This window comes from Flagellimonas rhodophyticola (assembly GCF_049332665.1).
Lineage (GTDB): Bacteria > Bacteroidota > Bacteroidia > Flavobacteriales > Flavobacteriaceae > Flagellimonas.
The window spans coordinates 2,754,354-2,776,625 of sequence record NZ_CP186326.1 but is presented as its reverse complement, the minus strand read 5'-3'; the positions used below and the strand labels follow the sequence as shown (position 1 = coordinate 2,776,625).

Genomic DNA, 22,272 nt, shown 5'->3' with positions numbered 1-22,272 from the left:
ATGTATTGGGAGCATATAATCCTTAAATAAGGTTTATGGAGACTTTGAAAGCGCAAAAAACAGAAAAGAAAAAAGAAACGTCAATTCGTATCACTGGGGCAGAAGCCATTATCCATTGTTTGTTGGCTGAAGGTGTGGACTTAATTTATGGCTATCCAGGAGGAGCTATTATGCCAGTCTATGATGAACTTTATAAGTTCCAGGACAAACTGACCCATATTCTCACAAGACATGAGCAAGGAGCTACCCATGCCGCTCAAGGATATGCACGTGTAAATGGAAAAGTGGGGATTGCTATGGCTACCTCCGGCCCTGGAGCTACCAATTTGGTTACTGGCTTAGCAGATGCACAAATAGATTCCACTCCCATGGTATGCATTACAGGACAAGTTCCAAGACACTTATTGGGTTCGGATGCTTTTCAGGAAACCGATATCGTAGGGATATCTACTCCCGTCACCAAGTGGAATTATCAAATCACCAAGGCTAGCGAGATTCCTGAAATCATGGCTAAAGCCTTCTACATTGCGCGTTCTGGGAGACCAGGGCCAGTTTTGGTCGATATCACTAAAAACGCTCAGTTTGATGAGTTCGATTTTGTATATGAAAAATGTACAGGTGTTAGAAGCTACACACCAGCACCGAAACCAGACATGAATGCGATTAAAGCAGCAGCTGAGCTTATTAATAATGCCAAAAAACCATACATTGTTTTTGGCCAGGGAGTAATATTAGGAGAAGCTGAGGCGGAACTCAAAGCCTTAGTTGAAAAAGCTGGAATTCCCGCAGCTTGGACCATTTTGGGACTTTCCGCAATGGATACAGATCATCCTTTGAATGTTGGAATGGTAGGTATGCATGGTAATTACGGCCCAAATGTATTGACCAACGAATGTGATGTGCTTATTGCTATAGGTATGCGCTTTGATGATAGGGTTACCGGTAGCTTGGATACCTATGCTAAGCAAGCTAAAGTTATACACTTTGAAATAGACCCCGCTGAAATCAACAAAAATGTAAAAGCGGATGTGGCAGTATTGGGCAATTCCAAGCAAACCTTGGAACTGTTGTTGCCGTTAATCAATGAGAATGAGCATAAAGCTTGGAGAGCGGAGTTTGAAGAAAAATATAGAATTGAGTACGAAACGGTAATTAAAAATGATTTAACACCCACCAAGGATGGACTTACCATGGGCGAGGTGATTGAACAAATCAATATTGCCTCTGAACATAAAGCGGTCATAGTTACCGATGTAGGGCAACACCAAATGATTGCCTGTAGGTATGCTAAATTCAAACAATCTAAAAGCAATATCACATCTGGAGGTTTGGGGACCATGGGATTTGCTTTACCGGCGGCTATTGGAGCTAAAATGGGTGCGATGGACAGAGAAGTTGTTGCCATAATAGGTGACGGAGGCTACCAGATGACCATTCAAGAATTAGGAGTTATCTTTCAGCATAATGTTCCCGTAAAGATTGTTGTACTCAACAACGATCATTTGGGAATGGTACGTCAGTGGCAAGAACTATTCTTTGAAAGTAGATATGCCTCTACTGTAATGACCAACCCTGATTTTGTGAAAATTGCAGAAGGATATCACATTAAATCTCGCAGGGTTATAGAACGCTCAGAACTGAATGATGCAGTAAGCGAAATGATTGCATCAAAAGACCCGTATTTTTTGGAGGTTAAAGTGGAAAAAGAAGATAACGTATTCCCGATGATTCCGTCTGGAGCATCCGTATCAGATATTAGATTAAAGTAGATGGATCAAGCTATAATACTTGATAAACCGAGGATTTATCCTGATTTGCTTGCAAAATCAAAGGAAATAGGCTTTGATATGCCTTCCGATATGTTCATTGGTGCGCTACTCAAAACGCTTATTGCTTCAAAACCAGGAGGTAATTTCCTCGAATTGGGAACAGGTATGGGATTATCCTTATCATGGATGTTGAAAGGCATGGATGAGAATTCCAAAGTCCTAAGTATTGATAATGACCTAGAATTGACCCAAATAGCAAAAGACTTTTTTGAAGCGGATGAAAGACTTCAATTGGTCTGTGCGGATGGCGAAGAATGGATATCAACCTATAAAGGAAGCAAGTTCGATTTGATTTTTGCCGATGCATGGCCAGGCAAGTATAGTTTATTGGATGCAACGTTGGAATTACTAAATATTGGAGGCTTCTATGTGATTGATGATATGAGCTATCAAACCAACTGGCCGCAAGGTCATGATAAAAAGGCCTCTGAATTAATTCAAATATTAGAAGCAAAGAAAGATTTTACAATTACTAAAATGGACTGGTCAACCGGACTTATAGTTGCAGTCAAAATAAAATAGCATGGAAAAACATTGGTATACCATATCGGTTTATTCCGAAAACAATGTGGGACTTTTAAATAGAATATCAGGTATATTCTTAAAGAGACACATTAATATAGAGAGTTTAAATGTTTCAAAATCAGAAATTGAGAATGTTTCAAAATTTACGATAGTTGTTTTCACCCATGAAGAATGGGTCCGTAAAATTGCAGGACAGATTGAAAAACAAATAGAAGTAATAAAAGCATTTTACCACACTGATGAGGAAACCATATATCAAGAGTCGGCCTTATTCAAAATAGCCTCCGATCTCTTGTTTGATGAACGTCAGATACAGAATATTATTAAGGAAAGTAATTCGCAGATTGTTACCGTGGCCAGGGACTTCTTTGTTTTGGCCAAAACAGGACGTAAACATGAGATTGATGAAATGCACGATGCTCTTGAGCCTTATGGTATTATGCAATTTGTCCGTTCAGGACGCATTGCCGTCACTAAGGCCACAATGCCAATTACCACCATTTTAGAAGAATTTCAAAATCAATAAAATAGCACTAAATCAAAACCGAAAATGACAAATTATTTTAATACGCTGTCGCTTCGCGATCAATTGGAACAATTAGGAAAATGTAGATTCATGGACGCCAGCGAATTTGCTGATGGTGTCGCAGCGCTAAAAGGAAAGAAAATAGTTATTGTGGGCTGTGGTGCCCAAGGTCTGAACCAAGGATTGAATATGAGGGATTCTGGTTTAGATATTTCCTATACACTTCGTGAGGCCGCTATCAAAGAACAAAGACAATCCTTTAAAAATGCCAAAGAGAACAATTTTAACGTGGGAACCTACGAAGAATTGATTCCAACGGCCGATTTAGTGATCAACTTAACCCCGGACAAGCAGCACACTAATGTAGTGGGCGCTGTTATGCCTTTAATGAAAAAAGGAGCCACCCTTTCGTATTCCCATGGGTTTAATATTGTTGAGGAAGGAATGCAAGTTCGTGAGGATTTAACAGTGATCATGGTAGCTCCAAAGAGTCCTGGTTCTGAAGTTCGTGAAGAATATAAAAGGGGATTTGGTGTGCCAACATTGATAGCCGTGCACCCGGAGAATGACCCGGAAGGTAAAGGACTTGCTCAAGCTAAAGCCTATGCTGCAGGCACTGGAGGAGATAAAGCAGGTGTTTTGGAATCGTCGTTTGTTGCAGAGGTAAAATCCGATTTGATGGGTGAACAGACGATTTTATGCGGCCTGTTACAAACAGGATCTATTCTATGCTTCGATAAAATGTTGGAAAAAGGAATGGACGCAGGTTATGCTTCAAAACTAATTCAATATGGATGGGAAACTATCACCGAAGGCCTTAAGTATGGCGGTATAACCCATATGATGGATAGATTGTCCAATCCAGCCAAAATAAAAGCTTTTGAACTGGCGGAAGAACTAAAAGAAATCATGCGCCCGTTGTTCCAAAAACATATGGATGACATCATGAGTGGTCATTTTTCCAAAACGATGATGGAAGATTGGGCCAATGACGATAAAAACTTGCTTGATTGGAGAGCGGCTACAGGAGAAACGTCATTTGAAAAGACCCCTGCCGGAAATGATAATATTTCAGAGCAAGAATTTTACGATAACGGAGTGTTAATGGTAGCTCTTGTGAAATCTGGTGTGGAATTGGCCTTCGAGACTATGACGGAATCTGGCATAATAGGTGAATCGGCATATTACGAGTCTCTACATGAGACGCCACTAATTGCAAATACAATTGCTAGAAAGAAATTGTTTGAGATGAACAGGGTTATTTCCGACACTGCAGAGTACGGATGTTACCTTTTTGACCATGCATGTAAGCCGTTGTTGACTGATTTTATGAAGTCAATAGATACCGATGTCATTGGAAAGCAATACGGCGCTGGCAGCGACAACGGGGTGGACAATGTGAAACTTATAGCAGTCAATAAAGCCTTGCGTGAGCATCCAGTTGAAATAGTGGGAGCTAGGTTGCGTGAGTCTATGACGGCGATGAAGCCTATAGTTTAACTAATTAAACCTACGCTGACAATGTCCTTATGAAAGGAACAGCGACAACATATTTTCCAGATATAGCGGATATTTATAAGGCTGCGCAGACTATTAAACTAGTAACCGACCCAACACCATTGCAGCCAAGTATCCGCTATTCCAAAGAATTAGGGGCGAATGTTCTTCTAAAACGTGAGGATTTAAATCGAGTACGCAGTTATAAGATTCGAGGAGCATTCAATAAGATTAGTTCTCTTTCATCACAAGAATTAAAAAAGGGTGTGGTTTGCGCGAGTGCTGGTAATCATGCACAGGGAGTGGCGTTTGCTTGCAATCATTTAAAAGTGAAGGGTACAATTTATATGCCTGCGGTTACGCCAAAACAAAAGATTGACCAGACTAAAATGTTTGGAGGGGATTGGGTCAAAGTAGTTTTAGAAGGAGATACATTCGACGATTCCCAAAAAGCAGCAAAAACCTACTGTGACAATCAAAACAAAACTTTTGTTCATCCTTTTGATGATCCAAAAACCATTGAAGGACAAGCGACTATTGGTTTGGAACTGCTAAATCAGTCTAAAGAACCGATAGATTTTGTTTTTGTAGCTGTTGGTGGTGGTGGATTGGCTGCAGGACTTTGTGCAACATTTAGCGCGTTATCACCAAAGACCAAAATTATAGGTGTTGAACCAGCCGGGGCTCCTTCAATGAAAACCTCTATAGAAAAAGGAGAATTAATCGAGCTAAATCAGATAGATAAATTTATAGATGGAGCGGCCGTGCAAAAAGTGGGTCATTATACCTTTCCAATTTGTAAGGACCATCTGTATAAGATGGAAACCATTCAAGAGGGCAAAGTATGCCAGACCATCTTACAGTTGTACAATAGAGATGCTATTGTGGTGGAGCCAGCAGGAGCTCTGACCATTGCTGCTTTGGATGAATTTCAAGATGACATAAAAGGGAAGAATGTTGTTTGCATTGTAAGCGGTAGTAATAACGATATAACCCGCACGGCTGAAATAAAAGAGCGGGCGTTGCTTTTTAGTAACTTAAAACATTATTTCATTGTGCGTTTTCCGCAGCGACCTGGTGCCTTAAAGGAGTTTGTTGCTGACATTTTAGGGCCCACAGATGATATTACACATTTTGAATACTCCAAAAAATCCAGTCGTGAAAATGCGCCAGCTGTTGTGGGAATAGAGTTAAAATCATCTGATGACCTCAAGCCGCTAATTCAACGGATGAAGATTAACAATTTTTTCGGGGATTATCTAAACGATAAACCCGATTTGTTTCAATATTTAGTGTGATTGGTATCACATAGCCAATCTCTTTTTTTAAAATAACGTCACTAAAACGTTTGCGTTGGCAAACCGCTGTAAATAAAGGAGTTTTGACACTTTTTTGTGTTAGCTTTGTGCCTTATTTGGCAGTATTAAATAACAGAAATCCAAAAAAAAAGAAGGTCATGCAGACACAAATTGCAATACCAGAAGAATTCCAAATCACAGAACAAATTCATCAAAAAACCTATTTGGTCAATGGTGAATTAAAAGCCTGGAATGGAAAAAACTCCGAAGTAATCTCTACAATAGCATCAACGGAAGAATATGCTCACACTGTACTGGGAAGTATTCCAGATATGGGAGAGACCGAGGCTATGGAAGCTTTAAATGCCGCGACTAATGCTTATCATAGAGGTCAAGGCGTGTGGCCAACGATGAAGGTGAAGGACCGTATTGAGTGTATGGAATCTTTCGTGAAAAAAATGGAGGAGAAAAGGGAGGAGGTTGTAAAACTTCTAATGTGGGAGATTGGTAAATCCCTTCCCGATTCAAGGAAAGAATTTGATCGTACGGTGGAATATATTTACGATACTATTGAGGACTATAAACAATTGGACCGCAATTCGGCCAAGTTTCAAAAACACGACGGAGTGTATGCGCATATTCGCAGAGGACCATTGGGAGTAGTGTTGTGTTTAGGGCCCTATAATTACCCGTTAAATGAGACTTTTGCACTGTTGATACCTGCTTTGATTATGGGTAACACTGCAATTTTTAAACCAGCCAAGCATGGAGTCTTATTAATTACTCCGCTTTTGGAAGCATTTCAAAGCAGTTTTCCTAAAGGAGTGGTGAATATTTTGTTTGGTAGGGGTAGAGCAGTGGCTGCTCCAATTATGAAGACAGGGAAAGTAGATGTATTGGCATTGATTGGGAACAGTAAATCAGCCAATGCTTTACAGGACCAACATCCGAAGAGTAATCGACTTCGCTTGGTTTTAGGGCTAGAAGCCAAGAATCCGGCGATAATCCTACCTGATGCGGATTTGGATTTGACCATCAAGGAATGTATTTCTGGAACCCTTTCCTTTAATGGGCAACGTTGTACCGCATTAAAGGTCATTTATGTACATGAGGATATTAAGGATGAGTTTTTAAAACGATTCTCATCGGCAGTTGACGCCTTAAAGTTTGGCAATCCTTGGGATGACGGAGCTCAATTGACACCACTACCGGAACCTGGAAAGCCCGCATATATTCAGGAATTATTGGATGATGCTAAAAGAAAAGGAGCAAAGGTTCATAACAAGAAAGGCGGAAAAACTTCAGAAAACTATATCTGGCCAGCAGTTTTATATCCTGTTTCCAAAGAGATGCGAGTGTATGAAGAAGAACAGTTTGGTCCTATAATCCCTGTGGTATCATTTACTGATATCGAGGAGCCGTTGGATGATATGGCCGCCTCCAATTATGGACAACAGGTGAGTTTGTTTGGCAAAGATGTCTATACGCTATCCCCGCTTATTGATACACTGGCAAATTTAGTTTGCAGGGTCAATTTAAATAGTTCTTGTCAACGTGGGCCTGATGTATATCCATTTACCGGACGAAAGGACTCAGCGCAATCCACATTAAGTGTGCATGATGCGTTGCGGTCTTTTTCCATACGAACTTTTGTAGCCTTCAAAGATAATGATCTTAATAATGAGACTATAGAGCAGTTGTTAGAAGCCAAGGTGAGCAATTTTTTAAGCACTGATTACATTCTGTAAGGCCTATTTTTGAAGGGTTGGAATTTTGGAACATATTTAGCTAAATTGTTTTTTACTTTTTCAAAACTTGGATATCGATTCCTATGGATGAGCAAGGAATTCTCTAATAAAGTAATTATAAAAAGAAGGGGGCTTTTGCCCCCTTCTTTTTGTGAAATAGTCAACTAGTCTTCTACTCAAGGTCGGCAACCGGTTTTCCCGTACCGTAATTGACATTTATAATCTTGGTTTGGCCATTTTTTACGGTAAGTGATTGACTTGCTGTTTCCGGTGTAAACGGTTCTTCAGGAATGTTCACATCAAGGGTGTAACCGGAACCACCGTCTTTTATAATGAAATTTTCGCTCCAAGTTAACTCACCTGTTCGTTCATTTGTTGTACTAAAACCTACCAACTCAACTTCGGCCCCCGAGCCCGCGAGGCCATCCAAAGTAGTAAGTTGTACGTCATATGTAGTATTATATCCCCTACCATGAGTGATATTGGAGAGCCCTGTAATCTCACCATCTGCATTCACATCTACATCTGCGGTAGTTTGCGAATGGGTGGGTTCTACTACGATCGCTCTCGGAATGGTATAGGAGAAAATAGTCAATACACCTGCGCTTACTTCAAAACTACCAAAGTAGTCTTCATCAAACAGTAATTGGTTACCCGATACTGTAAGCGTTGTTTTAAGGTCAGGAAAGGGAAAACCAAAAGTAGCTAACAAAAAATTATGGTCGTCTAAAAGAGCCAAGTTGACCGAAGTAAATACTTCAGTAGATCCCGATGGAGTTGTTGTATATTCAAAAAAAACATCCGGCAGCACCGCATAAGGCTGGATAACACCCGTATTATCCAGATCAAAATAGTATAGAAATGCCATATCGGTAATCTCAAGTGTGGCATTGATACCCCCCTGTGGAGCAGCTTCCACATCGATTGTTGGTATATCCGTGTATCCCTGTCCAGCTCCACCTTGCGGGATTCTAAAAACATCTACCGATCCAGATCTGGTAAGCGTACCTGTAGGGGTGCCATTGCCTGTAAAAGTAATGGCAAAACTAGTTACCACATAATCGGTCGTTATTACGTTGTCGCCATCTGGAGCCATTAGTAGTGCAGAATCCACATCTACAGAGCCAGCAACCAATTGTCCAATCACACCGGCATTTATCTTAGCCAAGTCATAGATGTCACGAGGACCATTCTCGTCAGAAATTTCCAAACCAATAGTGATTTCTTCATTATTATTATAAGTAAATGCAGGTTGTCCCGTATAAGCAACGGATTCCAGTGCCCAACTCATCCATGCCTCCACAGTAGCGACTCTAGAACTTGGACCGGAAAGGTCAGGGTTAGAAACTGTCACCCGAGGTGTTAATTGATAACCAGACCCTTGAGATCCTCTAAATCGGATTTCAGACAAATCAGATTCTACGGGAAAATTATCGATAGATACAGCGCTGCCTCCTAGCCCTCTTTCTTGGGCAGTGAAAGTTGTTACGTTAAACCCTCTTCCTGGTTCTGGAGAGGCTGTGAACTCCGCCACCACACCCTTGATAGAAGGTGTTGTAGTAGTGACAATATCAGGTCCAAAAACGGCTGCCTGTGTGCCTACTTGGGCACCTAAATCTTGCCCATTGATATTGGAAAATGCCAAGGTCTGTTCTGCCTCTACCAGAGGGAACAAAAGTTCGATGGTTGTACCCTCTTCTTGCGTTGGAACCATCATGGCGTAGTCCCCAGTATTTGGATTAACATCTGCTGAACCGATATCTCCTTCTGTTAATGAGAAAGACCCAGGGATATAAAAAGAGTCTGGGTTATTGGACCCATTGAAACTATTATTGGTATGTTCAAACATGCCGTTGAAACTGTCCAGATTGGCTCTGATGGTAACATCCAGCGGAATTTCAGGAGTATTGTTGGTCAAATCGGTCTCTATTTCAACATTCCCTTTAATGGTCGCAGTTTGGGTACCGTTCAGTTCCAACAATTCAATTTTTGATGCCTCGGACTGTTCCAAAGCTACAATAGAACCGTTTACCCACTCATAGTGAACTCCGTCCTGTGGGGAACCAAAATCTACGAGATAGGAAGCGTTAAGGTGGTTGTCGGATGATATGGCCACGTTATATCCGCCAAGGTCAATATCCGTAAAAATAGCGTTACCATTGGCATCGGTAGTTACCGCAGCCGTACTGCCACCATTTTGGTTGGTAAGGATAACGTCTGCATCAGCTACAGGAACATCATCTGAGTGAAGGGTTATGGTGTAGGTAAGGTTGGCAGCGGCAGCCAGTGCAGCTGCATTTGCAGCTGAAAGGGCTTCTTCTGCGGCTTCATCTGCCGCTTCTGCAGCGGCTTCATCTGCTGCAATTCTGTCACTGCGTTCTTGTTGCCTTAGCAATAGTTCTTCTTCATCGAAGTTATCAGCACATGAGGTAGTCAAGACTCCGGAGGTGAGTATCAAAACTATAATGAAGAAATAGTTTTTGACTTTGGTGGGTTTTAATTTTCTTGTTTTCATGATAATTTTTTTAAACGGTACTTTTTGGAATACGCAAAAAGGAGCCCTAAGGCCCCTTTTTTTATTTCAGTAAAAAACATTGTTTTAATCAACATCTGATACACGGTCTCCCGTACCATAGTTAACATTTAGAATTTTAGTCTCTCCATTTCTTACTGTGATGGAAGTGGTACCTGAAAATGCTTCCGCACTAATATTTACATCCTCTGTATAACCAGAACCGGGCTCAACTATGATAAGATCATTTGTACTACCACCCCAAGTTGCTTCCCCAGTCTGTGCTATCACATCAAAATCAATCAAATCAATCATAGCGCCCGCACCAAGCAGTCCGTTTTGTGCAACTAAGGTAACGTCGTATTCTGAAGTATATCCACTACCTACTGAAATATTGGATAGACCAGTAATTTCACCATCAGCATTTACCTCAACATCTGCTGTAGTCTGCTCATGGGTAGGTTCTGCTATAATTGCTCTTGGCATGGAGTAAGAAAAGCCTGTTAGACCTTTCTCTACGGCAGCGACAACGCCAATATCATTGCTAAACAAATCGTCATCAAAGACCAGGTTACCATTATTGGAAACCATCAAGCCACTGTTTGAAATGTTATTAAAGTCAATAAAAGGATTTAGCGCAAGCCCACCATTATCGTCTACAAAACCATCTGCATCCATTCTCACAAGATTCGCTGAAGTACTGATATTGAAAGCTCCCGGTACGGTTTCAAGTTCGAAAGTAACATCAGGAAGTACTACATATTCCTGAGTTACGCCGGAGTTGTCCAAATCAAAAGAGTATTTGAAAGACATAGCATATATCTCTAGTGTAGCATCTGTTCCTCCGACAGGAGCAGCTCCTACAGTGATAGTAGGGATACTAGTATACCCTTCACCATCATTTGTAATCATAAATCTGTCTACACTACCCGTTCTGGCTAGTGTTCCAGTTGGAGTCCCTGCACCAGTAAAGGTAAGGGCAAAACTGGTTACAATATAATTAGTAGTCACCTCCGGGTTCATGCTAACAGCAGCAGTACCAGCAACCAATGACCCGTCTGCTTCAGCATCCACTTCTGCCAGAGCATAGATATCCTGAATGCCATTCTCATCAGAAATTTCTACACTAATGGTAATCGTCTCATTAAGACCATAAGTTGCCGCAGGTTGTGCTGTATACGAAACAGACTCAAATATCCAGTCCATATATGCTTCTATGGTAGCATTTACAGCGCTATTGCCAGACAGATCAGGAGCAGAAACAGTCACAGCAGGCGTTAGTTCATATCCTGAACCTTGATTGCCTCTATATCTGACACCTGAAGCAGCCTCTAATGGGAAACTACTAACAGTAAAAGTTTCACCTGCCGCATTAAGATCGGCCGCAGTTGGTTGAAAGTTACCTATTGTAAACCCTCTTCCCGGATCAGCAGGAGCAGGAAACTCGGCCGTTACACCAAAGACATTAGGAGTTGTGGTAGCTGTAATATCAGGCCCAAAAACAGCAGCCTGTGTACCTACTTGTGCACCTACATCTTGTCCGTTGACACTGGAAAACCCTAAAGTTTGGTCGGTCTCTACCAAGGGGAACAACAGTTCGATGGTTGTGCCGTCTTCTTGGGCAGGAACCATCATGGAATAGGCTCCGGTATTGGGGTCAACAACAGCAGAACCAATGTCACCTTCTGTTAAAGAGTATGAACCATTGATATAGAAGGTGGACGCACTGTTGGAACCATTGAAACTGTTGTTGGTATGTTCAAAAAGCCCATTGAAATTGTCCAGGTTGGCACGGATGTTAATATCAAGGGGAACTTCAGGAGTGGTATTGGTCAAATCGGTCTCTATCTCAACATTTCCCTTAATGGTTGCGGTTTGGGTGCCATTTAACTCTAATAGCTCAATTTTTGATGCCTCGGACTGTTCCAAAGCTACAATAGAACCGTTTACCCACTCATAGTGAACTCCGTCCTGTGGGGAACCAAAATCTACAAGATAGGAAGCGTTAAGATGGTTATCGGATGATATGGCCACGTTATATCCGCCAAGGTCAATATCCGTAAAAATAGCGTTACCATTGGCATCGGTAGTTACCGCAGCCGTACTGCCACCATTTTGGTTGGTAAGGATAACGTCTGCATCAGCTACAGGAAGGTCATCCGAGTGAAGGGTTATGGTGTACGTAAGGTTGGCAGCGGCAGCCAGTGCAGCTGCATTTGCTGCTGAAAGGGCTTCTTCCGCGGCTTCATCTGCCGCTTCTGCAGCGGCTTCATCTGCTGCAATTCTGTCACTGCGTTCTTGTTGCCTTAGCAATAGTTCTTCTTCATCGAAGTTATCAGCACATGAAGTGATGAGCACCCCACAAGCGAGTACCATACCTATGATGGAAAAATAGTTTTTGTTTCTTTTCATTGTATTATGGTTTTTAAATGTATTCAACAATTGATGTATTGGTTTAAAACTGTGTTCGTACTTGTTTTTCATAGCTAAAAATTTATAAAAGTATAGGTGAAGCTTATCCCAAAACGATTGGTTCGTATTACCTCGATATTTTCGGGCTGGCCTATGGAGATGTTGTTTAGGTCAATAAAACCTCGATCGTAAATAAACTCTGCGGAAAATGTTTCACCGTTTGTCAGGTTAAAATCGATGCCTAGACCAAAATGTGCTCCAAGATTAATCGACTTGTAGTCGGCTCCGACTTCTTCCCAATCGTTGGATAGGATGATTCGTGAACCATCATCGAACACCATGTATTGGTCCCGATTTTCACGTCCCCTAAAAATGTAGTTTAAATTACCTCCTACGATAAGACGTGGTTGCACAGCAGAGCCATTGAGCTCCGGCAAGGATAATCTTGCAGAAAGACGACCTGCTACCGAATGGAAAAAGACCTGACGATTCAGGTATTCCAATTGTGTGAGTAGACCAGCTTGCGTAGTGTTGGCAGGTTCGGGCAATTCCCTGTTAAGATCGGTACGGCCGCCACCGAAAACATCGTAACCTAAATCCAGTTGTACCTGCATATAGGGTAGGACTTCATAGCGGCCAAAGGCGCCAATGTTACCAGTGATTACAGTTCCGGGTTGCGCAAATTGACTAAAACTGCCTCCGACTCGGGCGCCCACTATAATGGAGCTATCGGAATTTGTTGCTTCATCCGTATCCTGGGTCATTCCCTTTAATGGGAATATCAAAAAACACAGGACCGATGTAATAAAGAGTATATGCTTCATAATAATTTATGGATTTGAAGGCTTTGGTTAAAAAATTTTGAAATTTTCATGTTCATATTGCATTGCTATTCGATTTAAGATGTGTTATAGGTTTTCCTATTCATTCGCAAATTGGTTTTAAGGGTTATCATTATATCTGGTAAATATTTGTAATGCCTGTTGTGCCATCTATAAGGTGTTTTGATGGTTTTGACCATAGTACTTAGTATTTAAGTAAGGGTATGACTCAAGGAAAGGAGGGTTTGATTTTTGAGATTGACGTAACATTGCAAAATTTGGTTCTGGATGCCATAATTATACATGGCAATCGCTTCCAAAAGTAAAAATGGAGCAAGCTGTTCGAGGATGTCAATTGACGGATGTGACGTTTCAATTGATGGTTGTCAATTGTCAGTTGTCGGTGGGATTATGGTAAGGAGGTAAAAGGTTTGGGGAGTAACGGTTAAGGGGACTAAGAATTAGTGTTGAATAAAGGTAGAGTGGGGTAAAAAAGAAACCCCATGCAATTGCACAGGGTTCTTAATGAAAAGTTGGTTGTTGTTTTTTTAGATGTTGGCGGCAAGCCAATCGCCTACTTCACTAGTTTTATATGATTTTTCTCCTTCGGAAAGGTCTTCGGTTACAACACCTTCAGCAAGAGATTTGTTAACAACTGAACGTATGGCATCTGCTTCTTCCTTTAAGCCGAAATCTTCAAATAGCATCGCTGCGGATAATATTGTTGCCAATGGGTTGGCAATGTCTTTTCCAGCGGCTTGCGGGTATGATCCATGAATGGGTTCATATAATGATACATTGTTTCCAAGTGATGAGGAAGGCATCAGTCCCATTGATCCAGAGATTACAGAGGCCTCATCAGTCAAGATATCTCCAAATAGGTTTGCGGTAATAATGACATCGTATCCTTTGGGCCATTGGATCAACCGCATGGCAACCGCATCTACAAATTCATAAGTAACGTCAACTTCTGGGTATTCTTTTTCCATGGCCTGCACTGTCTCACGCCAAAGCCGAGAAGCTTCCAAGACGTTTGCCTTGTCCACACAGCAGAGTTTTTTGCCTCTTTTCATTGCCATTTCAAAACCTTTCTTGGCCAAACGTTCAATTTCGAAACGTTGATACGTCATAGTGTCAAAAGCGGTATCACCATTATCCTTTCTTCCACGTTCTCCAAAATAGACTCCTCCGGTTAGCTCGCGAAGGATAATTAAATCGGTACCTTCAATGCGCTCCCGTTTTAGGGGCGATTTATCAATCAGAGATGGGAAAGTAAAAGTTGGACGTACATTGGCAAAAAGCCCCAATTTTTGACGCATTTTTAATAGACCTTGCTCTGGACGAACCTTAGCGGATGGGTCATTATCAAAACGTGGATGGCCAATGGCGCCAAACAGCACTGCATCAGCGTTGGTACATACTTGGTGCGTTTCTTCGGGATATGGTTCTCCAACCGCGTCAATGGCAGCAGCACCTGTCAAAGCTGGTGTCCAATTGATTTCATGGTTAAATTTTTTGGCTACAGCATCGGATACTTTTACGGCCTGGTCAATAACTTCGGGGCCTATTCCGTCTCCGGCTAAAAGGGCTATATTAAGTTTCATTTTTTCAGTTATGGTTATAGGATTAAAGGTAAAGTGTTTATGTGTTTGGATGTCAGATTTCAGAAGTCTGAGTTCAGATATCTTAAATTTACTATTTAGAATAGGTTGAGCATTTTTTCGGTTGCTTTGATTGCGGAAACTGTTTGGTCTGAATCCAACCCACGAGTCGTGAAGTCCTGGTCTTGGGTTTGCCAAGTGATTATGGTTTCGCAAAGAGCATCAGAGTTACTTCCCGGCGGGATTCGTACTGCATAATCTACCAATTTAGGCAATTCCATTTTTTCTTTTTGATACACTTTCCGCAAAGCGTTGATAAAAGCATCGAACTGTCCATCACCCTGGGCATTTTCTTCGTATAATTTTCCGTCGATTTCAATGGACAGGGTAGTAGAGGGTTTTAACCCTTTGGAATGTGTAAGCACGTATGACTTTACAAAAACTCGTTGGTGATGTACATTACTGGCCAAAACATCAGAAATAATATAGGGAAGGTCCTCTTTAGTGACTCTTTCTTTTTTATCTCCAAGTTCAATAATACGTTCTGTGACCTTTTTTAGCTCCTCATCATTCAGGGTCAGCCCCAACTCTTGAAGATTCTTTTGTATGTTGGCTTTACCAGAAGTTTTGCCAAGCGCGTATTTGCGTTTTCTGCCAAAGCGTTCAGGTAATAAATCATTAAAGTAAAGATTCTTTTTGCTGTCACCATCTGCGTGTATTCCAGCAGTTTGTGTAAAAACATTATCTCCAACAATGGGTTTGTTAACGGGAATGCCAAAACCTGTGAATGCAGAGACCAATTTACTTACTTTAAATAATGAAGATTCCTTTACGCCAATAGTAATTTCTGGCATAAAATCGTTAACAACAGCAACCACACTGGCAAGTGGAGCATTTCCCGCTCGTTCTCCCATTCCGTTAACTGTTAAATGTAATCCGTGAACTCCAGCTTTTAGAGCTTCCATAACGTTTGCAACACTAAGGTCATAATCGTTATGTCCATGGAAATCAAAATGAGTTTCGGGATAACGTTGAACAATTTGATGTAAAAAATCAAAAGTTTCTTGATGGGTGAGCACACCTAGCGTATCTGGCAGCAGTACCCTTTTTATGGGTAGTTTGACCAAAAAATCTAAATATTGGAATACATATTCAGGTGAATTTCGCATACCATTGCTCCAATCCTCCAAATAAACATTGGTTTCAATGCCAATGTCACCGGCTTTCGATACTACGCTTTCAATGTCTTTAAAATGTTGGTCGGGTTTTTTCTTGAGTTGATGGGTTAAATGGTTGAGGGAACCCTTCGTCAAGAGGTTTTGCACTTTGGCGCCGGCTTTTTGCATCCATTCCAAAGAAACACCGCCATCAACAAAGGTCAATACCTCTACTTTGGGCAGCAAACCTTCTGTTTTTGCCCATTCCGTAATCTTTTTAACGGCTTCGAACTCTCCTTCCGATACCCGAGCTGATGCAATTTCAATGCGATCTACCTTGAGTTCTTCAAGCAGAAGTTTGGCCAAAGTTAGTTTTTCCGAAGCGGAGAAAGATACGCCTGAGGTCTGTTCACCATCCCGAAGGGTGGTATCCATAATTTCAACAGTCCTTTTTTTCATTTTCAAATGCGTGGTCTAAGCCTATTGCTTTTTATAAAGGGGTGTTCTGTGCGAATGCTTCAATGTTGTTCTTGATGTTCAATAGATAATCAATATCATCAAACCCGTTGAGCATATTCTCCTTTTTGTAGTCATTGATGGCGAAACTTTCACTCTCACCAGATTCTAAAATGGTAATGGTCTGCTCTGGAAGACTAACTTCTATTTCAGTATCTGGATTTGCTTCGATTGCCGTGAAGATTTTGTCCAAAAATTCAGGACTCACCTGAACCGGAAGTACCCCAATGTTTAAACAGTTATTCCTAAAAATATCAGCAAAGAAACTTGAAACTACGCAGCGAAAACCGTAATCGTAAACGGCCCAAGCGGCATGTTCTCTGGAAGAACCAGAGCCGAAGTTTTTTCCACCAACCAAAATTTTCCCCTTGTAAATGGGGTTGTTGAGTACGAAATGTTCTTTTGGGGTATTGTCGGGGTTATACCTCCAGTCACGGAACAAATTATCGCCAAATCCTTTACGCTCAGTCGCTTTTAAGAATCGAGCTGGAATGATTTGATCCGTGTCCACATTTTCAATAGGTAAAGGGACAGCAGAACTTTTTAGTATGTTGAATTTATCGTAAGCCATGTTTTAATTTTCAATGATCAGATTTCTGAATTCTAGTGTCTGAATGTTGTTTTAGATTATACTGTTTCCAATTCCATTAATTCTCTTGGGTCGGTCACTTTCCCGGTAACGGCTGCTGCTGCTGCCACCAATGGGCTTGCCAGTAAGGTTCGAGCTCCAGGACCTTGTCTTCCTTCAAAATTTCTATTTGAAGTACTTACAGCGTACTTTCCGGCAGGGATTTTATCATCATTCATTGCCAGACATGCAGAACATCCTGGTTCTCTAAGTTCAAAACCGGATTCATGGAGAATGTCCAAAATGCCTTCATCTTTTATCGCTTCTTCAACACGATGTGATCCAGGGACCAACCAAGCTGTTACGTTATCCGCTTTTCTTCTTCCTTTTATAATAGAGGCAAAAGCTCTAAAATCTTCTATTCTACCATTGGTACAGCTACCTAGGAACACAAAATCGATGGGTTTTCCAATCATGGCATCACCTTCGTTAAAGTTCATGTAGGCCAGTGATTTTTGATATGTGGCAGCTCCACCTTCCAAAGTCTCGGCTCGAGGAATATCATTTTTGATTCCCATTCCCATGCCAGGATTGGTACCATAGGTAATCATTGGCTCAATTTCAGAGGCTTCAAAAGTCAGTTCTTTGTCAAAACTCGCATCGTCTTCAGAATATAGAGTTTCCCAATAGGTCATAGCTTTATCCCAAGCTGCTCCTTTTGGTGCATACTCTCTTCCTTTTATATAATCAAATGTCTTTTCATCTGGGGCGATCATACCACCACGGGCTCCCATTTCAATACTTAGGTTACAGACAGTCATTCGGCCTTCCATCGACATATTTCGAAAAACATCTCCTGCATATTCAACAAAATAACCTGTAGCACCAGAAGTTGTCAATTTGGAAATAATAAAGAGTGCTACATCTTTCGGTGTAACAGCCTTGTTCAATGTTCCATTTACATTAATGCGCATACTTTTTGGTTTTGGCTGCATGATGCACTGTGTGGAAAGCACCATTTCTACCTCGCTGGTTCCAATTCCGAAGGCAATAGCACCAAAAGCACCATGGGTAGAGGTATGCGAATCACCGCACACAATGGTCGCGCCGGGTACCGTAATTCCATTTTCAGGACCTATTACGTGAACAATGCCGTTTTTCTCATGTCCAAGCCCCCAATAAGGGATGCTATGGGCTTTAGAATTTTCCTCTAAGGCCTTTAATTGGTTTGCGGACAGTTTGTCTTTGACCGGCAAATGCTGGTTAAGTGTAGGTGTATTATGATCGGCAGTAGCAAACGTGCGTTCAGGATAGAGCACCTTAATGCTTCTATTTTTAAGACCCAGAAAGGCCACTGGACTAGTGACTTCATGTACCAAATGTCTATCTATAAAAAGTACGTCAGGACCGTTTTCAATATGTTGTACCACATGCGAATCCCAAACCTTATCAAATAGTGTTTTACTCATAACTGTAAACAATAATATATAAGAAGGTAAATTTAAAATATGAAAAAAATATACGTAATGATTTGGCGCTGAAATTACGATGTTCAACTTAAATTTTGACTTGGAACAACTAATAAAACAGCAATATTTGGTATATAAAACAAAAAGTTGGCACATTATTATCATATAGGATAATCTAAGTAGTTATTCTATTTTTTTATCGAAAAGCAAGATTACCCATACATCTTTACTGTTATGTTAAAAAAGTCATTTGAACAGAGCTAATTTGGCTTAGGTTGAATGAACAAACCATTGAATTTTAACATGTTCAGCTTCATTTTAACATTGCTGTAACGGAAACAAAGCAATCAGCTACCTACTTTAGGGCCACGACCTAAAAGTTTATTCATTAACTCATCAAAAACGAACAAATGAAGAAAAGTTACTCGGCCTTTTCGGCCATGATGCTAATTGCTGTTTTTTTAATTTCTTACAGCTCAGTTGCCCAATTAAGTTTTTTGCCACGTGGTAGCCAAATGGCGAAAGTTTCTCAACGAATTGGCAACACAGATGTTACCGTTGTATATTCCAGACCAAGCGTGAACGACAGAGAGGTTTGGGGCGCTTTGGTACCTTATGGTATGAACAACTTGGGATTTGGTACAGCAGCAGAATCTCCATGGAGAGCTGGCGCCAATGAAAACACCATTTTTAAGACAACGCACGACTTGACGATTGGAGGTAAAACCTTGCCTGCAGGAAAGTATGGACTTCACATGATTGTAAATGAAGGCAATACCGCGACAATTATTTTCTCTAAGAACCATGATGCCTGGGGGAGTTATTTTTACAAACCAGAAGAAGATGTACTGCGTGTTGACGTGGAAACAGCGGAAGGACCGCATGTTGAACAGTTGACCTTTAGTTTCAACAATGTTGATGCAACTTCTGCCGAGGTTACATTGAATTGGGAGAAAAAGCAAATTCCGTTCAAAGTGGAAACGGATGTGAGCAATAATATCTTGGCTGAAATACGTCAGCAATTACAGACTACCCCCGGATTTAGTAGACAAAGCTGGGAGCAAGCTGCCAACTATGCTCAAAACAATGGCGGAGACCTTGATGAGGCACTTGGTTGGGTGGATGCTGCTATAGCTGGGCAGTTTTTTAGTCAAAAAACGTTTAATAATTTGAGTATTAAATCTCAAATCTTAGCAAAACAAGGTAAAACGGCGGAAGCTGAAGCCTTGATGGAGGAAGCGTTACCATTAGGGACCGTTTTTCAAGTTCATGGCTATGGCAGACAACTCATAGGTCAAGGTAAGAATAATGAAGCCTTGGAAATTTTTAAATGGAATGCCAAAAACCATAAAGGTACATGGCCAGTACACTATGGATTGGCAAGAGGATACTCAGCCCTAGGAGATAACAAATCCACGGTGAAACATTTGAAAATTGCCATGGAGAATGCACCGGCCCAAGCTAATAAGGATAGGGTGGCAGCCAATTTGGAAAAAGCTGAAAAAGGCGAAGCAATCAATTAGATTTCTTTATGTAAAACATGTTGAAAAAGCCCAGCGGAAGCTGGGTTTTTTTAGCTGATGTAATTCCAAATATTGGATTGCTTCATCATCTTGGAATAAGCAAATAGGATTGAGGCATTTTCACTTTTTTCCAATTTTGGGTCATTCTTTAGCAGTTGAATGGCATGATACCGCGCAGTCTTCAGAATTTGGTTGTCCTTAACGATATCAGCAATTTTAAGATTAAGTAATCCACTTTGCTGGGTTCCCATCAAATCTCCAGGACCACGCAGTTTGAGATCCACCTCGGCGATTTCGAATCCATCATTGGTTCTTACCATTGTTTGAAGTCTTGTTTTGGCATCTTCAGACAGTTTATAACCTGTCATTAGAATACAAAAACTCTGCTCTGCACCCCTGCCAACACGTCCGCGAAGCTGATGCAATTGAGAAAGTCCGAAACGTTCAGTACTTTCAATGATCATTACGGAAGCATTGGGCACATTTACACCGACTTCGATGACCGTTGTGGCCACCATAATCTGTGTTTCCCCTTTCACAAAACGTTCCATCTCATAATCCTTGTCCGCAGGTTTCATTTTACCATGCACAATAGAAACTTGATACTCTGGCAGTGGAAAATCCCGAGCGATACTTTCATATCCATCCATCAGATCCTTGTAATCCAAAGCTTCTGATTCCTTAATCAAGGGATAAACAATATAGATTTGTCTTCCTTTTTTTATTTCATCCTTGATAAACTGAAAGACCTTTAGGCGGTTACCATCAAATCGATGTACGGTTTTAATAGGTTTGCGGCCTGGCGGTAGTTCATCAATCACCGAAATATCTAGGTCACCGTATAAGCTCATGGCCAATGTCCTTGGAATAGGGGTTGCGGTCATTACCAAGATGTGCGGTGGAATCTCATTTTTATGCCAAAGTTTAGAGCGCTGGGCTACCCCAAACCGATGTTGCTCATCAATTACAGCCAATCCTAGATTTTTAAATTGCACCTTGTCCTCAAGAACAGCATGTGTTCCAACAAGAATATTAAGATTGCCGTTTTCCAGTTGGTTGTGTAATAAGGTTCGTTCCGATTTTTTTGTGGAGCCGGTCAACAGGGCAATTTTCACATCCATTTTTCCCAACAATTCCTTTAAACCATTATAGTGTTGTTGGGCTAATATCTCAGTAGGGGCCATCAAACAACTCTGAAAACCATTGTCAATCGCCAACAGCATGCACATAAGAGCAACAATTGTCTTACCGGAACCAACATCCCCTTGAAGCAAACGATTCATTTGGGCATTGCTGCCCATATCTTTGCGAATTTCCTTAATAACTTTCTTTTGTGCGTTGGTTAGTTCAAAAGGCAGGTGATTTTTAAAAAAACCATTGAAATTATCGCCAACCTGGTCAAACGTAAGTCCTTTGATTTTATGCTTTCGAAGTATTTTTTTGGAAATTAACTGCAACTGCACAAAAAATAACTCCTCAAACTTTAACCGGAACCGTGCCTTCGCCAACAAATCTTGATTTTTTGGAAAATGAATATTGAAAAGAGCTTCACTTTTTGAGATTAATCTTAATTCATCCAATATTGGAGGGGATAATGATTCTGGAAATTGACCTTTACATTCCAAAAACAATTGCTGCACCATTTTGCTTATGACGCGATTGGTGATTCCCTTTGCGCTTAATTTTTCCGTAGAGGGATAAATGGGTTGCATGGCAATTTTTAACCCTCGTTGATGCTCGGATAGCAATTCCATTTCGGGGTGGGGCATGGAGAAGGTGCTTCCGTAACGGGTGGTTCTGCCAAACACCACATATGGTTCGTTCAATTTTAAATTTTCACGAATCCATTTATGACTGCGGAACCATACCAACTCCATTTGTCCAGTTTCATCAATAAAAGTTGCAACTAAACGCTTGCCTCTTTTTTGTTCTACAGTTTTGAGGTGAATAATCTTGCCCACAACTTGAACATCGGCTCCGCTGGACTGCAATTGATTTACCTTGTAGTATTGGGTCTTGTCGAGATAGCGATTGGGAAATAGATGCAATAAATCCTGGTAAGTTTCTATACCCAATTCGGTGCGCAAAGTGTCCGCTCGATTCGGACCTACACCTTTGAGATATGGAATTGGAGTTTGTAGAAAATTGGGATTCATCAAACTAAAATATGTAATTTGGAAGGACTTTTGATAGATTCCCAGTATGAAGCTTGGCCTCACATTTCTTTTTTTTCTTTTTCTTCAGTTTCTAGGAGCTCAAACACAGGATAA

The 22,272-nt window shown here is 41.0% G+C and carries 15 protein-coding genes; 7 read left to right on the top strand and 8 right to left on the bottom strand.

The features are described 5' to 3' along the window. Positions 1-35: 35 nt before the first annotated feature. The 6 genes from ilvB to ACOKFG_RS12400 all read left to right on the top strand — a co-directional run bounded on the left by ilvB (position 36) and on the right by ACOKFG_RS12400 (position 7,423). Positions 36-1,769, top strand: coding sequence for a biosynthetic-type acetolactate synthase large subunit (gene ilvB, locus ACOKFG_RS12425; RefSeq protein ID WP_422861381.1), 1,734 nt, complete (start codon positions 36-38; stop codon positions 1,767-1,769). After that, positions 1,770-2,351 carry an O-methyltransferase gene (locus ACOKFG_RS12420; protein ID WP_422861380.1) on the top strand — a complete coding sequence of 194 codons (582 nt, stop codon included), beginning with the start codon at positions 1,770-1,772 and terminating at the stop codon, positions 2,349-2,351. 1 nt (position 2,352) lies between these two features. Continuing rightward, a complete protein-coding gene (ilvN, locus tag ACOKFG_RS12415; RefSeq protein ID WP_422861379.1) occupies positions 2,353-2,880 on the top strand; it encodes an acetolactate synthase small subunit in 528 nt (175 codons plus the stop codon). 24 nt (positions 2,881-2,904) lie between these two features. Continuing rightward, on the top strand, positions 2,905-4,380 hold the full coding sequence (gene ilvC, locus ACOKFG_RS12410; RefSeq protein ID WP_299173539.1) for a ketol-acid reductoisomerase: 1,476 nt from the start codon (positions 2,905-2,907) through the stop codon (positions 4,378-4,380). A gap of 29 nt (positions 4,381-4,409) precedes the next feature. Next, entirely contained in the window at positions 4,410-5,675 is a 1,266-nt protein-coding gene (ilvA, locus tag ACOKFG_RS12405; RefSeq protein ID WP_422861378.1) for a threonine ammonia-lyase, read from the top strand. Positions 5,676-5,833: 158 nt separating this feature from the next. After that, a complete protein-coding gene (locus ACOKFG_RS12400; protein WP_422861377.1) occupies positions 5,834-7,423 on the top strand; it encodes an NADP-dependent glyceraldehyde-3-phosphate dehydrogenase in 1,590 nt (529 codons plus the stop codon). Positions 7,424-7,595: 172 nt separating this feature from the next. Here ACOKFG_RS12400 and ACOKFG_RS12395 read toward each other — a convergent pair whose 3' ends face one another. The 7 genes from ACOKFG_RS12395 to leuC form a co-directional block, all read right to left on the bottom strand. Beyond that, positions 7,596-9,938, bottom strand: a complete 2,343-nt coding sequence (locus ACOKFG_RS12395) for a carboxypeptidase-like regulatory domain-containing protein (protein WP_422861376.1) — start codon at positions 9,936-9,938, stop codon at positions 7,596-7,598. 84 nt (positions 9,939-10,022) lie between these two features. Continuing rightward, positions 10,023-12,347 carry a carboxypeptidase-like regulatory domain-containing protein gene (locus ACOKFG_RS12390; RefSeq protein ID WP_422861375.1) on the bottom strand — a complete coding sequence of 775 codons (2,325 nt, stop codon included), beginning with the start codon at positions 12,345-12,347 and terminating at the stop codon, positions 10,023-10,025. 74 nt (positions 12,348-12,421) lie between these two features. Continuing rightward, positions 12,422-13,171 carry an outer membrane beta-barrel protein gene (locus tag ACOKFG_RS12385; RefSeq protein ID WP_298789981.1) on the bottom strand — a complete coding sequence of 250 codons (750 nt, stop codon included), beginning with the start codon at positions 13,169-13,171 and terminating at the stop codon, positions 12,422-12,424. A gap of 545 nt (positions 13,172-13,716) precedes the next feature. Further along, positions 13,717-14,772, bottom strand: coding sequence for a 3-isopropylmalate dehydrogenase (leuB, locus tag ACOKFG_RS12380; RefSeq protein ID WP_298789979.1), 1,056 nt, complete (start codon positions 14,770-14,772; stop codon positions 13,717-13,719). 95 nt (positions 14,773-14,867) lie between these two features. Further along, positions 14,868-16,385: an alpha-isopropylmalate synthase regulatory domain-containing protein gene (locus tag ACOKFG_RS12375; RefSeq protein ID WP_299485548.1), complete on the bottom strand. Its 1,518-nt coding sequence runs from the start codon at positions 16,383-16,385 to the stop codon at positions 14,868-14,870. Between the two features lie 31 nt (positions 16,386-16,416). Beyond that, positions 16,417-17,013 (bottom strand): 3-isopropylmalate dehydratase small subunit, encoded by a 597-nt coding sequence (gene leuD, locus ACOKFG_RS12370; protein WP_299173511.1) that lies wholly within the window; start codon positions 17,011-17,013, stop codon positions 16,417-16,419. 56 nt (positions 17,014-17,069) lie between these two features. After that, on the bottom strand, positions 17,070-18,479 hold the full coding sequence (gene leuC, locus ACOKFG_RS12365) for a 3-isopropylmalate dehydratase large subunit (RefSeq protein WP_298789975.1): 1,410 nt from the start codon (positions 18,477-18,479) through the stop codon (positions 17,070-17,072). Between the two features lie 410 nt (positions 18,480-18,889). On the opposite strand from leuC, the gene ACOKFG_RS12360 reads away from it, so the two are divergent. Next, positions 18,890-20,002, top strand: a complete 1,113-nt coding sequence (locus tag ACOKFG_RS12360; protein WP_299485546.1) for a DUF2911 domain-containing protein — start codon at positions 18,890-18,892, stop codon at positions 20,000-20,002. 50 nt (positions 20,003-20,052) lie between these two features. Here the strand turns inward: ACOKFG_RS12360 and recG are convergent, their stop codons facing one another. Next, the gene (gene recG, locus ACOKFG_RS12355) at positions 20,053-22,158 is read right to left on the bottom strand and encodes an ATP-dependent DNA helicase RecG (RefSeq protein ID WP_422861374.1); all 2,106 of its coding nucleotides are present in this window, start codon (positions 22,156-22,158) and stop codon (positions 20,053-20,055) included. Positions 22,159-22,272 lie beyond the last annotated feature (114 nt).